The following is a 12,901-nucleotide window of genomic DNA, read 5'->3' on the forward strand; positions in this document are numbered from 1 at the left end:
GGCCGTCCACGATGCCGCAGGATGAGACCCATCGTTATGACACCGGGGAAAACTCTCTCGATCCGCCGCGCACGGCACGGGTTTCCTGGCGCGGGGCCGGGCCGCTATGCTCAACCATCGGCCTCAGGATCAATTTCAGGATCATCCCGGACGTGACGATGCCCCGCCCTGTCCCGCTGAACGGACGAATCAAGCTGCGCCATCTGGTGTGCTTCCTGGAGGTGGCCCGGCTGAAGAGCGTGGTGAAGGCGGCCGCTCTGCTTGGATTGAGCCAGCCGGCCATCTCCAAGACGGTTCAGGAGCTGGAGGACGCGCTCGGGGTTTCGCTGTTCGAGCAGAACCGCCGGCCGATGATGCTGACCGGGCCGGGGGAGGTCTTCCTGCGCTATGCCGGATCGAGCGTGACGGCGCTCAGGCAAGGCATCAGCATGGTCGGGCGCGACGGCGCCAATACGGATATCGCCTTCTCCGTCGGGGCGCTGCCGACCGTTTCGGCGCATATGCTGCCGCGCGCGCTCGCGCAGGTCATGGAGCGCCATGGCGCGATGCGCCCGCGTGTCGTGACCGGGCCGAACGACGTGCTGATGTCCCAGCTCAGGCTGGGCGATCTCGATCTCGTCATCGGCCGCATGGCAGACCCGGAGACGATGCGGGGCTTCGCCTTCGAGCATCTCTATTCCGAGCGGATCGCGCTGGTGGTCGGTCCGCACCATCCGCTGCTGGCATCCTCGCCTTTCGACATCGCCGGGGTCGCCCGCCATCAATGGCTGCTGCCGCCGCCCGGCTCGGTGATCAGTTCCACGGTGGAGCGCTATCTCGTCGCCCATGCGCTGCAGCCGGCCGCCGGAGTGATCGAGACGGTCTCGGATGCCTTCGCGCGCAATTACCTGCGCCTCACCGACGGAATCTGGTTCATCTCGGAAGGCGTCGTCGCGGAGGATGTCAGGACGGGCTGGCTGTCCGTGTTGCCGGCCGATACGGGCGATACGTTCGGCCCGGTCGGCCTGACGACGCGGACCGATACGGCATTGCCGCTGCCGGCGCAGCTTCTGGCCGCGGCGCTGCGGGAGCTCGTGGCGCAACGGGCCATGGACACGGCCCCGCACGGTTGAGTGCGACCACGGGCGGGGTTGCCCTCGCCGGCCCGGACCCTATATCGGCGCGGTGACCATGCCCGATAGCCTCATGTCCGATACGCCGATCCAGAGCCGCTCCTTCCGTTTTCCCGGAGTGCTGAACTCCAGCGAACTGCTCGTCGCCGAAGCGGTCCATGCCCGCGCCTGGGCGTCGCTCGACCATGACGGACGGCTGGATCCGGAGCTGGAAACCGATGCCAAGGCCCGTCTCGGGCGGATCGTGCTGCGCCTCATCGGCGCGCCGCCTGCTTCCGTCACGGACCTCGCCACCGCGGCCGTCGAGGAATTCAAGGCGACCCGCCCGACCGGCTCCGAAGCGTAGAGCCGGCCGAGCCGAATCGACTCAGTGAGCGGCCATGTCGAGCGGCGGCTCGACATCGTCCGTGATCGGGTTGGCGAAGGGGTTGCCCGCGCGGAAGCTGGCGAACTCATCCTTCGCGGCCTTGAGCAGGGCGGGGTCGTTCAGCACATCCTGGGCGACGCCGGCCATGGCCTTGGCCGCGAGCGCGAGACCCTTATGCGCCGCCGGCGCCAGGCCTTGCGCGACAAGCTGCCAGGAATGGCCGGGCGTGCCGACCGCATAGCAGGCGGCGCGGCACTGGACGGTGGGGACGACCCAGCTCACCGTGCCGACATCGGTGGAGCCGACGAAGGAATCGCTGCCGGAGCCGAGCGGGTAGATCTCGTCGCTCAGCGATTCGCCCGCCTTCGGCTTCAAGCCGAAGCGGGCATAGGAGGAGGCGATGTCCTCGCCATTGAGGGTCTTCTGGAACTTTGCCGCGAAAGCCTGATCGGCCGCGTCGAAGCCGGGGCCGCCCAGCGCCTGCAGATTGGCATGCATCGCTTCCTCGAGCGGGCGGTTGCCGACGAGATTGGCGTCGCCCGAAAGCTGCTTGGCTGCGACCTGCGTCTCCGTCATCAGCGCGGCGCCCTCGGCGATCTTCTTCACGCGGGCGACGAGGCTCCACATCTCCGACAGGTTGGCGGCCCGGATGAGCTGGCGTGTCGTCGCCGTCGCCTGCACCACGTTCGGCGCTATGCCGCCAGCGTTGATGATGGCGTAGTGCACGCGGGCCGTCGATGGCATGTGCTCGCGCATGTAGTTGACGCCGATATGCATCAATTCGACCGCATCGAGCGCCGAGCGGCCGAGATGGGGCGCGGCGGCGGCGTGCGAGGCGCGCCCGGTGAAGGTGAACTCGACCTCGACGCAGGCCAGCGAGAACGGCCGGTTGACCCCGGTGAAGGAGGCCGGGTGCCAGCACAGGGCGATGTCGACATCGTCGAAGGCGCCGGCGCGGACCATGAAGCCCTTGGCGGAGCCGCCTTCCTCGGCGGGGCAGCCATAATAGCGCACCCGGCCCTTGAGCCCGTTGGCCGCGAGATAGTCCTTGACCGCGGCGGCCGCGAGCAGCGAGGCGGAACCCAGCATGTTGTGGCCGCAGCCATGGCCATTGCCGCCCTTCTGAACCGGCGTCTCGCTCGCGATGCCGGCCTCCTGGCTCAGGCCGGGCAGGGCGTCGTACTCGCCCATGATCGCGATGACCGGGCCGTCCTCTCCCGCTTCGCCGATCAGGGCGGTCGGGATGCCGGCGACATTCTCGGTGATGCGGAAGCCTTCGCGCTCCAGCATGGCGCGGTGCTCGGCGGCGGAACGGACCTCCTGATAATTGAGCTCGGGCATGTGCCAGATGCGGTCGGACAACGCGAAATAGCCCGGCGCCTTGTCGTCCACGCGCTGCCAGACTTCCTTGCTGTTGCTCATCGGAGTTCCTGTTCCCGGATGTAAGTCATCTTTGATATTGGCGCCAATTTCTCGCATAAGGGTCATGGCGCGACAAGCCGAGCCGGATGCGGGGCGGCCGATCGAACGGTGCATGGGGCAACGATGTCTGAGAGCGAGCTGAGCGGTGGGGCCGTTCGCGGCAAGAATCGCGGCAAGAGCGCAAAGGCGCGTGCGGAGCGTCACGAAGCCCTGGCGAATCTCCTCGCGGCGGAGATCCAGTCCGGTGCGCTTTCCCCCGGCCAATGGCTCAAGCAGATCGACATCGAGGAACGCCATGGAGCCAAGCGCATGGATGTCCGCCGGGCGCTCGACCGGCTGGTGCAGAAGCGGCTGGTCGTGCATCTGCCCAATCGCGGCTACCACGTCTTCAAGCCGGATGGGCGGCTGGCGCAGGAGATCCGGGCCGTGCGGGTCATCCTGGAAACCAGCGCGGTCGACGGCATCGTGGCGCGGGCGCGGGAAGAGGATATCGCGCAGGCGATGCGGCTGGCGCGGCACTTCGAGGCGCTGCTGCTGAACGGCACGGCCATCGACCTGCACGATGCGAACATCGCCTTCCACGAGCATCTGCTCGGGCTGTGCGGCAATCTCGAATTGGCGGCGCTGGTGAAGGAGCTGCGCGGGCGCATCTCCTCGGCCGTGGCCGGGCAATGGCAGAAGCGCAGCCGCATCGAGCAGTCGAACCGCGAACATCTGGCGATGGTCGAGGCGCTGGCCGCGCGCGACACGGAGGCGCTGCGGCGGCTGGTGGGGGAGCATATCCAGCAGAGCGCGGAATAGGCGCGGGATTCCGCCGATGGCTCATCGGTCCGATTTTGGACGCAGGCGTCATTCTCTCCGGCCGCCGCTGGCATCTGGAGATTGAAGTTTAGATTTGATCGAATTCAGTTTCCTTGCTGAAAAGACACATGATGAGATCTTGTTGGGGGCGTGGTGCATCGGGTTTTGACGCTGCCCGGGTGCCTTGCTACCTGTCGTTCCAGGCCCTCTTGCTGAACTGAGCCGTCATGAATCTTTCTTGTCGCCTGACCTTGGTTTCCTCCGCAGCGCTTCTGATCTCGGCGCTTTGGTTCGGCATCGGGCCGCTGCAAGCGCAGGAAGAGCCCTCTGCCGCGCCTGCGGCGCCTACGGTCCCGCGCCAGGCTCCCAGGCCAGCCGCGCCGGCACGGCCGGTGGCCAAGCCCGCCACTCCGGCTCCTTCCGCGCAAGGGACGCCAGCCGTCACGCAGCCCGCGACGCAGGCCGCGACGCTGCCCAACGGCGCCAGCGCCATCAACGAGACCTATGGCGACTGGACGGTCGATTGCCGCATCCTCAACGGCCAGCGGCTCTGCGTGCTCAGCCAGTCGCAAGGCAACAGCCAGACAGGCCAGCGCGTCTTCGCCATCGAATTGCGCACGCCGCGCGAGGGCAGGGCGGAAGGCACGATCCTGATGCCGTTCGGCATGAAGCTCGACAATGGCGCGGTGCTGCGGCTCGACGACAAGAATCTGGGCCAGGGCCTGCGCTTCTCGACCTGCCTGGCGCAGGGCTGCCTCCTGCCGATCTCCTTCCCGACGGTCGCGACCGATGCGATGAAGACGGGTAAGACGCTGACGGTGGCGGCGCTCAACCTCTCCACCAGCGAACCGGCTTCCTTCAATGTGTCGCTCAACGGCTTTGCCGCGGCGCTCGACCGCATCGCCCAGATCGATCGATAGCCGGCATTCGGCTCACAGGAGCAGATTGGCAGCTTCCGGCTTTCATACCGCCTCGATTGGCGGAATCCGCCAAGTCGGGCGGGCCGATCGCTGAAAATTGGTTCGCTTAGCCAGAGGCTTCGATGCATGATCGGAGTTCTGGGGAGTTCGAGCCAATCATGACGACCGATCCGCGCCTGCCGTTTCTCGCCGAGCTGGAGAGGAAGATCCTCTGGCTGGCTTCATGGACGATCCACAACGCCAATCATCTGCGCGACAACGGCGACGGCATGAAGGTCGGCGGGCATCAGGCCTCCTCGGCTTCGCTCGCCACGATCATGACCGCGCTCTACATGGCGGCGCTGCGTCCGCAGGACCGGGTCGCGGTGAAGCCGCATGCCTCGCCGATCTTCCACGCCATCAACTATCTGATGGGCCTGCAGACGCGCGAGAAGCTGGAGAATTTCCGCGGCTACAAGGGCGCGCAGAGCTATCCGTCCCGCACCAAGGACATCGACGACGTCGATTTCTCGACCGGATCGGTCGGCCTCGGCGTCGCGCAGACGCTGTTCTCCTCGCTGACGCAGGATTACGTGAAGGCGCATGGCTGGGCCAAGGACAAGCCCGAAGGCCGCATGGTCTCGCTGATCGGCGATGCCGAGCTCGACGAGGGCAATATCTTCGAAGCCCTGATGGAGGGCTGGAAGCACGGCCTGCGCAATACCTGGTGGATCATCGACTATAATCGCCAGTCGCTCGATGCCGTCATCCGCGAGGGGCTCTACGACCGGTTCGAGACGATGTTCCGCAATTTCGGCTGGGACGTGGTCACGCTGAAATACGGCTCGCTGCAGCAGGCCGCCTTCAAGGAAAAGGGCGGCGAGCGGCTGAAGGCCTGGATCGATTCCTGCCCGAACCAGCTCTATTCGGCGCTGACCTTCCAGGGCGGTGCGGCCTGGCGCAAGCGGCTGATGGACGATCTCGGCGATCAGGGGCCGGTGACGAAGCTGATCGAGAAGCGTTCCGACGCGGAGCTCTCGAAGCTGATGTGCAATCTCGGCGGCCATGATCTGCCGTCGCTGTTGGAAGCCTTCGAGAGCATCGACCATGACAGGCCGGTCTGCTTCCTCGCCTATACGGTGAAAGGCTTTGGCCTGCCGCTCGCTGGCCACAAGGACAACCATGCCGGGCTGATGACCAAGGAGCAGCTCGACGGCTTCCGCAAGGCGAACGACATCCGCCCCGGCCATGAATGGGATTTGTTCGAGGGCCTCGACCTGCCCGAGAGTGAGATCCGGGCGTTCCTCGACAAGGTGCCGTTCTTCTCGGAAGGGCGGCGGCGCTTCTCGGCCGCGAAACTGCCGGTTCCGGAGAAGCTGGAGGCCGGCATCCAGGCCACGATGTCCACCCAGATGGGCTTCGGCAAGGTGCTCGACGATCTCGCCAAGACCGGCGGGCCATTGGCTGACCGCATCGTGACGACGGCGCCGGACGTCACCGTCTCGACCAATCTCGGCCCCTGGGTGAACCGGCGCGGGCTCTTCGCCAAGGCCTCGATGGCGGACACCTTCAAGGACGAGCGCATTCCCTCGATGCAGAAATGGGAATTCTCGCAGAACGGCCAGCATATCGAGCTGGGCATCGCCGAGATGAACCTGTTTATCAACCTGTCGGCGCTCGGCCTGTCGCATTCGATCTTCGGCGAGCGACTGATCCCGATCGGCACGCTCTACGATCCCTTCATCTCGCGCGGGCTCGATGCGCTGAATTATGCCTGCTACCAGGATGCGCGCTTCATGGTGGTGGCGACGCCGTCGGGCGTGACGCTGGCGCCGGAAGGCGGGGCGCATCAATCGATCGCGACGCCATTGATCGGCATGAGCCAGGACGGGCTCTGCGCCTTCGAGCCCGCCTTCGTCGACGAACTCGCGGTGATGATGCGCTGGTCCTTCGACTACATGCAGCGCGATGGCGAGGGCGATCCGGACGAGCGCACCTGGCTGCGCGACGAGACCGGCGGCTCTGTCTATCTCAGGCTCTCGACCCGGCAGGTCGAGCAGCCGAGCCGGACGATGACGCCGGAGCTGGAGCGCGAGATCATCGACGGCGCCTACTGGCTGCGTAAGCCCGGTCCGAACGCCTCGGTCGTCATCGCCTATACCGGTGCGGTGGCATCCGAGGCGATCGAGGCGGTGGGGCTGCTCAACGAGGACCGGCGCGATGTCGGCCTGCTCGCCATCACCTCGGCCGATCGGCTCAATGCCGGCTGGCAGGCGGCGGAGCGGGCGCGTCAGCGCGGCAACCATGCTGCGACGAGCCATATCGAGCGGCTACTCGGAGAGCTGTCGCGGGATTGCGGCATCGTCTCGGTGCTGGACGGGCATCCGGCGACTTTGGCCTGGCTCGGCAGCGTCCATGGCCATCGGCAAAAGGCGCTCGGCGTTGAGCATTTCGGCCAGACCGGCACGGTCGCCGATCTCTACCGGCATTTCGGCATCGACGCGAACGCGATCGTGCACGCGGCGAATGCGGCCGCGCCGGGGCGGCCGGTGCGCTATCTCAAGGCGCTGCCCTGACGGTAATGCGTCATGGTCGGGCTTGGCCCGACCATCTCGGAAACCAGAAGACGCTGGTCAGGTGATGTTCGGCTCAAGCCCGAACATCACGACGGCTGGCCCGTTCAGAAGCGGGGCGTCTCGATCGTATTGGCGAAGGGATTTGCGCCGGAGCCGACACGGCCGGGCAGGGTGCTCTCGCCATAGAGCGAGCCGGTGTTCACATAGACCGGCGCCGCCGCGAAGTGCTGGCTGGCATAGTTGTTCATCGAGCCGACCGGCACGACGTTCCCGGCATCGAAATAGCTGCGCTTCTGGACGATGATGCGCAGCGGCTCGCGGCGGCTCTGGGCCTCGGCGATGCCCGCCATGACGGTCGACGCCGCCAGTGCGATGGTGAGGGCAGTGGCAACGCGCTTGAACGACATCATGACGGCGGTCTCCGGGAGTGGCGCTACCCACCCGATGTAAGCATGCTGAACACGAAGCAAAGCCTAGCGCCTGCCTGTTAACAATATTGTTAGCACGGCGGGCCGCTGCGCGGATTCAGCGCTTCCGGCGCGTGGCCTTTGGGCGGACCGGTCGCGCGGGCGGCGTGGCTTTCGCCGGTTCGGCCGTCGCCGTCTTCACGCGCAGGGCCGGCACGGAGCCGTCGGTGTCGAGCCAGGACGCCTTGCGGCCCGCCGTGGCGAGGAAAGGCGTTGCGCAGGCCGCGTCGCGCTTGAGCTCGCTTTTCGTGAAAGACTGGCGTAGCTCCTCGCTGCCTGCGGCATTGGCGAGGTCGAGGCGGTCGATCAGGCAGGTGAGCTGACGCCGGTCAGCCGGCTTGCCGCCAGCGCACCACCAGCCGCTCATCGCGAAGCCTGCCTCGGCGCCGGCGGAGCGGAAGGCGAGGCAATTGCGGCTGGTATTGCCGTCGTCGAGGAGGACGTCGGCCGTTTCGAGCGGGCCGAAGCGGGTCGGGATCGCAGCCGGCGCGCTGCTGCGCCCGACCGAGAGGGAACGCAGCGCGGCCTCGCGGACGAGATCGATCGTGAAGGGTCGCGTGCTGGCCATGTCGAGCGGCCCGGTGCGCAGGCGCAGAACGAGATGCGGCCCGGCTTCCGCGAAGGCGGCGAAGGTCATGACATCCTCGCGGCGCCCATCCTCCGTGCGCTGGGCCTCATAGGCCGGCGTCGCACGCCCGAGCTCGGGGGAGCTGAGGTGGAACATCGCGATCGGCCGCGGAATCGCCATCCAGTTCGCGGGGCCGGGGCGGTCGGAACGGGTCGCGGCCGGGCGCGACAGCTCAGAAGGCGTCCGATCGATCGTGAGGCTGGCAAGTTGGGGCTGGTCCTCATCCTTGGCCGACAGGCCGGTGATGAGCGCGGCCGTCAGGCCGAGGCCGGCCAGCGCCGCAGCACCGCGCCAGAGCAGGGCGCCGGCGAAGCCGAGGCCGCGGCGTGGCGCGAGGCGGCGCATGCCTTGCCAGAAGGCACGAGCGAAGCGCTCGCCGTGATCGGCGGCGCTGATCAGCCCGGGAACGAGATCGAGACTCTTGAGACGTGCCGCGAGCATGTGAGCCCAATCGCGCGCCGTCGCGAGACCGGGCCGCATCCGCGCGAGCCCCTCCCGGACCGCCTTTTCCGCCATGCTTGAAACCAGATGCAACCCGTCACTCCCGCGCGGCATCGCCGCCCCTGCACCATCCCAGCCCGTGCCGAGCTTGCCCGTGGGGAGTCGCCCGGCGGTTACCGAGCGGGCGGAATCGACCGGCAGCGTGAACAGGCGGTCAAGAAGCAGGGTTAACGGGCGGGCGGCCGAACCGGGCAGGAGCGGGAGGGAGATTGACTTTTCGACGCAACGGGTGTTCTCACGGATCTCGGCGCATCCTCGCGCCGCCTGCGAAGTTTGCAGCCCTTTGGGATTGGTTCCGTGACTGTCGGCCTGACGACGAAACACACGACCAAAACGACGACCGGGAAAGCCGGTACGTCGCGCTGACGCTTCGCCTCGGTTCCGGGTCCATCTCCCCCCGGCGGGGGCAGATCGCCGAACCAGCCCGAAGACCGGGCGGGTCGGCTCCCAAAGGGAGATCCGAACCGATCTATCCGCAAAGGATCACATCAATGAGCTTCAAGGTCGCAGTGGTCGGGGCTACCGGCAATGTGGGCCGCGAGATGCTGGACATCCTGGCCGAGCGCGCTTTTCCCGTCGGCGAGGTGGTGGCGCTGGCCTCATCCCGCTCCATCGGCACCGAGGTCTCCTTCGGCGACAAGACGCTGAAGTGCCGGGCGCTGGAGCATTACGACTTCTCCGACACGGATATCTGCCTGATGTCGGCCGGCGGCGAGGTCTCCAAGGAATGGTCGCCGAAGATCGGTGCGCAGGGCGCGGTGGTGATCGACAACTCCTCCGCCTGGCGCATGCATCCGGACGTGCCGCTGATCGTGCCGGAAGTGAACGCCGCCGCCGCGGCCGGCTTCACCAAGATGAACATCATCGCGAACCCGAACTGCTCGACCGCGCAGCTCGTCGTGGCGCTGAAGCCGCTGCATGACAAGTTCGGCGTCAAGCGCGTGGTCGTCTCGACCTACCAGTCGGTCTCCGGCGCCGGCAAGGAGGGCATGGACGAGCTCTTCAACCAGACCCGCGCGGTGTTCTCGGCCGGCGAGGTCGTCACCAAGAAGTTCCCGAAGCGCATCTCCTTCAACCTCATCCCGCAGATCGACGTCTTCATGGAGGACGGCTTCACCAAGGAAGAGTGGAAGATGATGGTCGAGACCAAGAAGATCCTCGACCCGAAGATCAAGCTGACCGCGACCTGCGTGCGCGTGCCGGTCTTCATCGGCCATTCCGAGAGCGTCAACATCGAATGCGAGAAGCCGGTCACCGTCGACGAGGCGCGCGAGGTGCTGCGCACGGCGCCGGGCATCCTCGTCATCGACAAGCACGAGCCCGGCGGCTACATCACCCCGCATGAGGCGGCCGGCGAGGACGCGACCTATATCTCGCGCATCCGCGAGGATGCGACCGTCGAGAACGGCCTCGCCTTCTGGTGCGTCTCCGACAATCTGCGCAAGGGCGCGGCGCTGAACGCGATCCAGATCGCCGAGGTGCTGGTCAACCGCAAGCTGATCCAGCCGCGCAAGCAGGCGGCCTGACCGGGGCGGCCGCGTTTTTCGGGTGGTTTCCAAGGCGGGCTTCGGCCCGCCTTTTTGCTGCCAATCGTCATTCCGGGCGACCGAAGGGAAACCCGGAATCCATCGTAGAGCACGGAGCTTTACGATGGATTCCGGATCGGTGCCGCTTCGCGGCTTGTCCGGAATGACGGTGATGTCGCTGCCGATCGAGGACCGGCGTCTGAAACCGACACTGCATAAGGCGCCTGTGATCTTTGCGCAGCGACGCGGCTCTCAAATCGATTAGACTATGGTTCCCCTCGCGATTTTCCGCCCTGTGCCCAGCCCCATTCCGCCCGGACCTGCTTCCGAAACCGCGCATCCGACCTCAGCCGGATCGCTGCGGCACGACAATGCCCTGCTCGGCATCGGCATCATGCTGCTGGCGACGGTCTTCCTGTCGGCCGGCGATGCGGCCTCGAAATATCTCGCGGCGAGCGTGCCGGCGCTGCATATCGTCTGGCTGCGTTACGCCACCTCGGCGCTCATCCTGCTCGCGATCATCGGCTTCCAGCGCGGCAAGATCTCGTTGCGGACGCGCCGGCCGGGCCTGCAATTGCTGCGTGGAATCGGGCTGATCGGCTCGTCGATCTTCTTCGTCTCGTCGCTGAAATACCTCAAGATCGCCGATGCGACGGCAACCAGCTTCGTTGCGCCGCTCTTCGTCACCGCCCTATCGATCCCGCTGCTCGGCGAAAGCGTCGGCTGGCGGCGCTGGCTCGCCACGATCGTCGGGTTGATCGGCGTGCTGATCGTGGTCAGGCCGGGCGGCAGCGGCTTCCAACTCGCCTCGCTGCTGCCGGTGGTCTCGTCGCTGAGCTGGGCCTTTGCCCTCATCGTGACGAGGATGATGAGCGGGACCGAGAATCCGATCGCGACGATCACCTATTCGACCGTGTTCGGTGCGATCGTCTCGAGCCTGCTGCTCCCGGTGCACTGGGTCGAGCCGAATTGGACGATCGCGCTGGTCGGCCTCTTCATCGGCGCCGTCTCGACGGCGGGGCACTGGCTGGTGATCGTCGCCTTCCGCTATGCGGCGGCCTCGCTGCTCGCACCCTTCTCCTATATTCAGCTCTTCTGGGCCGCGCTCTTCGGTTTCCTGTTGTTTGCGGCGTTGCCGGACCTGTGGACCTGGGTTGGGGCTGCTGTCATCGCGGGCTCGGGCCTCTACACCGCCCATCGCGAGCGGATTCGAGCGCGGCAGGTCACGGCTGGTAACCAAGGCCCGCGATAGGGCGGCCGCTCCGCCTTTGGAGGAATGGCATTGCGGCCGAGTTGCTGTAGGGTGACGTTACGCCAACCGGCGCCCTTTTTGCCAGGATCCCCCTATGCCGATGCATCTCGCACGCGCGGTTCTCGCCGCGAGCCTCCTCCTGCTGCCGGGGCTTGCGAGCGCCAAGACCTATTCGATCCCCGATCCCAATCCCGTCGCGGTCATCACGATGCCGGACGATTGGGAATCCACAGAGATCGACAAGGGTGTCGAATCGACGTCCGACGACGAGGCGGTCTACGTCTCGGTCGAAGTGACGGAGCTGAAGGACGCCGCACAGGCCATCGCCGAAGCTGTCACCTGGCTGAAGAGCAAGGGCGTCGTCGTCGATCCCGCGACGCAAGAGAAGAAGCCGTTCTCCAACAATGGCATGGAAGGCGTCCAGGTGCAGTGGACCGGCAAGGACGAAGACGGTCCCACCCATGTCAGCCTGACCCTGCTGCAGGTCACCGAGACCAAGGGCCTCGTCGTGACCTACTGGGCCTCTCCCGAAGGCGAGAAGGAGAACCTCAAGGAGCTCGCCTCGATCATCGACAGCCTGAAGGGCCTCAAATAGAGCGTAACGGCCGGCGCGCGGCAGGCTGTGCGTTGGCCGCGCGGGCGTAACGCGCCATGAACATCGTGACCGCCTCGCTGACGATGCGGTGCACCTCCTCGTCGCTCGGGGGCGTCTGGATGGCGTTGAACAGACGCGGCCGCGTCAGGGTCGACTGGCAGAGATCAAGGAACTGCATCGCGGCAAGCTGGGTATCCTCGATGTCGAGCTTGCCCTCGCCGACCATGCGGTCGAGATATCGCGCGATCATGTTCGCGCCCGTCAGGGGACCGTTCTCGTAGAATTCCCGACCGAGATCCGGCATCCGCTCGGCGACGCCGATAACGATGCGATGGGCGCTGACCGCGAATTCCTGGTTGATCATGCGCACGAGGCATTGGCCGAAATTCTGCAGTGCGCGCGCCGGTTCGGGATCCTCGTTCAGGGCCGCGATGGCGCCACGCTTCTGGGCCTCGCGCTCGCGCTCGATCAGCGCGACGAAGAGATGTTCCTTGTCCTCGAAATAGACATAGAGCGTGCCCTTCGAGACATTGGCGGCGAAGGCGATGTCGCTCATGCTGGCGGCGTCGAAGCCACGGGCCGTGAAGACCTGATAGGCGCCGTCGAGAATCTGGCGCCGCTTCTCGGGGTCGGTCCCGGCAACGCGTCGATTGCGCCGGTCCACCTTAACCTCCGGCTTGGAGTTCTCTGCCATGCTTCTCCGCCGGGCGGTCCGGCCATGCAATGCTGCTTTGCAAAAATAATCGAACCAATCA

Annotated in this window: 12 protein-coding genes; 8 read left to right on the forward strand and 4 right to left on the reverse strand. The window is 66.2% G+C overall.

From position 1 onward, the window contains the following. Positions 1 to 158 precede the first annotated feature (158 nt). Positions 159 to 1,112, forward strand: coding sequence for a pca operon transcription factor PcaQ (gene pcaQ, locus GY40_RS15075; RefSeq protein WP_038364326.1), 954 nt, complete (start codon positions 159 to 161; stop codon positions 1,110 to 1,112). Positions 1,113 to 1,170: 58 nt separating this feature from the next. Then, complete coding sequence (locus GY40_RS15080; RefSeq protein WP_156115962.1) at positions 1,171 to 1,458, forward strand: hypothetical protein; 288 nt, start codon at positions 1,171 to 1,173, stop codon at positions 1,456 to 1,458. 21 nt (positions 1,459 to 1,479) lie between these two features. Here the strand turns inward: GY40_RS15080 and GY40_RS15085 are convergent, their stop codons facing one another. Next, complete coding sequence (locus tag GY40_RS15085; RefSeq protein WP_038363516.1) at positions 1,480 to 2,901, reverse strand: amidohydrolase; 1,422 nt, start codon at positions 2,899 to 2,901, stop codon at positions 1,480 to 1,482. Positions 2,902 to 3,024: 123 nt separating this feature from the next. On the opposite strand from GY40_RS15085, the gene GY40_RS15090 reads away from it, so the two are divergent. The 3 genes from GY40_RS15090 (at position 3,025) to GY40_RS15100 (ending at position 7,177) form a co-directional block, all read left to right on the forward strand. After that, positions 3,025 to 3,702, forward strand: a complete 678-nt coding sequence (locus GY40_RS15090; protein ID WP_081925417.1) for a GntR family transcriptional regulator — start codon at positions 3,025 to 3,027, stop codon at positions 3,700 to 3,702. A 227-nt stretch (positions 3,703 to 3,929) separates the two neighbouring features. Then, positions 3,930 to 4,622, forward strand: a complete 693-nt coding sequence (locus tag GY40_RS15095) for an invasion associated locus B family protein (RefSeq protein ID WP_038363519.1) — start codon at positions 3,930 to 3,932, stop codon at positions 4,620 to 4,622. A gap of 158 nt (positions 4,623 to 4,780) precedes the next feature. Beyond that, positions 4,781 to 7,177, forward strand: coding sequence for a transketolase-like TK C-terminal-containing protein (locus GY40_RS15100; protein ID WP_038363522.1), 2,397 nt, complete (start codon positions 4,781 to 4,783; stop codon positions 7,175 to 7,177). Positions 7,178 to 7,281: 104 nt separating this feature from the next. On the opposite strand, the gene GY40_RS15105 is transcribed toward GY40_RS15100, so the two are convergent. Then, positions 7,282 to 7,587 carry a hypothetical protein gene (locus tag GY40_RS15105; protein ID WP_038363524.1) on the reverse strand — a complete coding sequence of 102 codons (306 nt, stop codon included), beginning with the start codon at positions 7,585 to 7,587 and terminating at the stop codon, positions 7,282 to 7,284. A 115-nt stretch (positions 7,588 to 7,702) separates the two neighbouring features. Next, on the reverse strand, positions 7,703 to 8,806 hold the full coding sequence (locus GY40_RS15110; RefSeq protein WP_156115963.1) for a hypothetical protein: 1,104 nt from the start codon (positions 8,804 to 8,806) through the stop codon (positions 7,703 to 7,705). A gap of 458 nt (positions 8,807 to 9,264) precedes the next feature. Here GY40_RS15110 and GY40_RS15115 point away from each other — a divergent pair, with 458 nt between their 5' ends. The 3 genes from GY40_RS15115 (at position 9,265) to GY40_RS15125 (ending at position 12,146) form a co-directional block, all read left to right on the forward strand. After that, positions 9,265 to 10,299, forward strand: a complete 1,035-nt coding sequence (locus GY40_RS15115) for an aspartate-semialdehyde dehydrogenase (protein ID WP_038363528.1) — start codon at positions 9,265 to 9,267, stop codon at positions 10,297 to 10,299. A gap of 295 nt (positions 10,300 to 10,594) precedes the next feature. Next, on the forward strand, positions 10,595 to 11,551 hold the full coding sequence (locus GY40_RS15120; RefSeq protein ID WP_248311177.1) for a DMT family transporter: 957 nt from the start codon (positions 10,595 to 10,597) through the stop codon (positions 11,549 to 11,551). Between the two features lie 94 nt (positions 11,552 to 11,645). Then, on the forward strand, positions 11,646 to 12,146 hold the full coding sequence (locus GY40_RS15125; protein ID WP_038363530.1) for a hypothetical protein: 501 nt from the start codon (positions 11,646 to 11,648) through the stop codon (positions 12,144 to 12,146). On the opposite strand, the gene GY40_RS15130 is transcribed toward GY40_RS15125, so the two are convergent. Continuing rightward, entirely contained in the window at positions 12,139 to 12,840 is a 702-nt protein-coding gene (locus GY40_RS15130) for a TetR/AcrR family transcriptional regulator (RefSeq protein WP_038363532.1), read from the reverse strand. The two genes, GY40_RS15125 and GY40_RS15130, sit on opposite strands and share 8 nt — an antisense overlap. Positions 12,841 to 12,901 lie beyond the last annotated feature (61 nt).

The sequence above is a fragment of the Allobosea sp. UNC402CLCol genome (genome assembly GCF_000745475.1).
GTDB classification, from domain to species: domain Bacteria; phylum Pseudomonadota; class Alphaproteobacteria; order Rhizobiales; family Beijerinckiaceae; genus Allobosea; species Allobosea spartocytisi.

Bases quoted from the DNA above. Each gene is read 5' to 3' on its own strand.
- pcaQ (WP_038364326.1), top strand. From the start codon at position 159: ATGCCCCGCCCTGTCCCGCTGAACGGACGAATCAAGCTGCGCCATCTG.
- GY40_RS15080 (WP_156115962.1), top strand. From the start codon at position 1,171: ATGCCCGATAGCCTCATGTCCGATACGCCGATCCAGAGCCGCTCCTTC.
- GY40_RS15085 (WP_038363516.1), bottom strand. From the start codon at position 2,901: ATGAGCAACAGCAAGGAAGTCTGGCAGCGCGTGGACGACAAGGCGCCG.
- GY40_RS15090 (WP_081925417.1), top strand. From the start codon at position 3,025: ATGTCTGAGAGCGAGCTGAGCGGTGGGGCCGTTCGCGGCAAGAATCGC.
- GY40_RS15095 (WP_038363519.1), top strand. From the start codon at position 3,930: ATGAATCTTTCTTGTCGCCTGACCTTGGTTTCCTCCGCAGCGCTTCTG.
- GY40_RS15100 (WP_038363522.1), top strand. From the start codon at position 4,781: ATGACGACCGATCCGCGCCTGCCGTTTCTCGCCGAGCTGGAGAGGAAG.
- GY40_RS15105 (WP_038363524.1), bottom strand. From the start codon at position 7,587: ATGATGTCGTTCAAGCGCGTTGCCACTGCCCTCACCATCGCACTGGCG.
- GY40_RS15115 (WP_038363528.1), top strand. From the start codon at position 9,265: ATGAGCTTCAAGGTCGCAGTGGTCGGGGCTACCGGCAATGTGGGCCGC.
- GY40_RS15125 (WP_038363530.1), top strand. From the start codon at position 11,646: ATGCCGATGCATCTCGCACGCGCGGTTCTCGCCGCGAGCCTCCTCCTG.
- GY40_RS15130 (WP_038363532.1), bottom strand. From the start codon at position 12,840: ATGGCAGAGAACTCCAAGCCGGAGGTTAAGGTGGACCGGCGCAATCGA.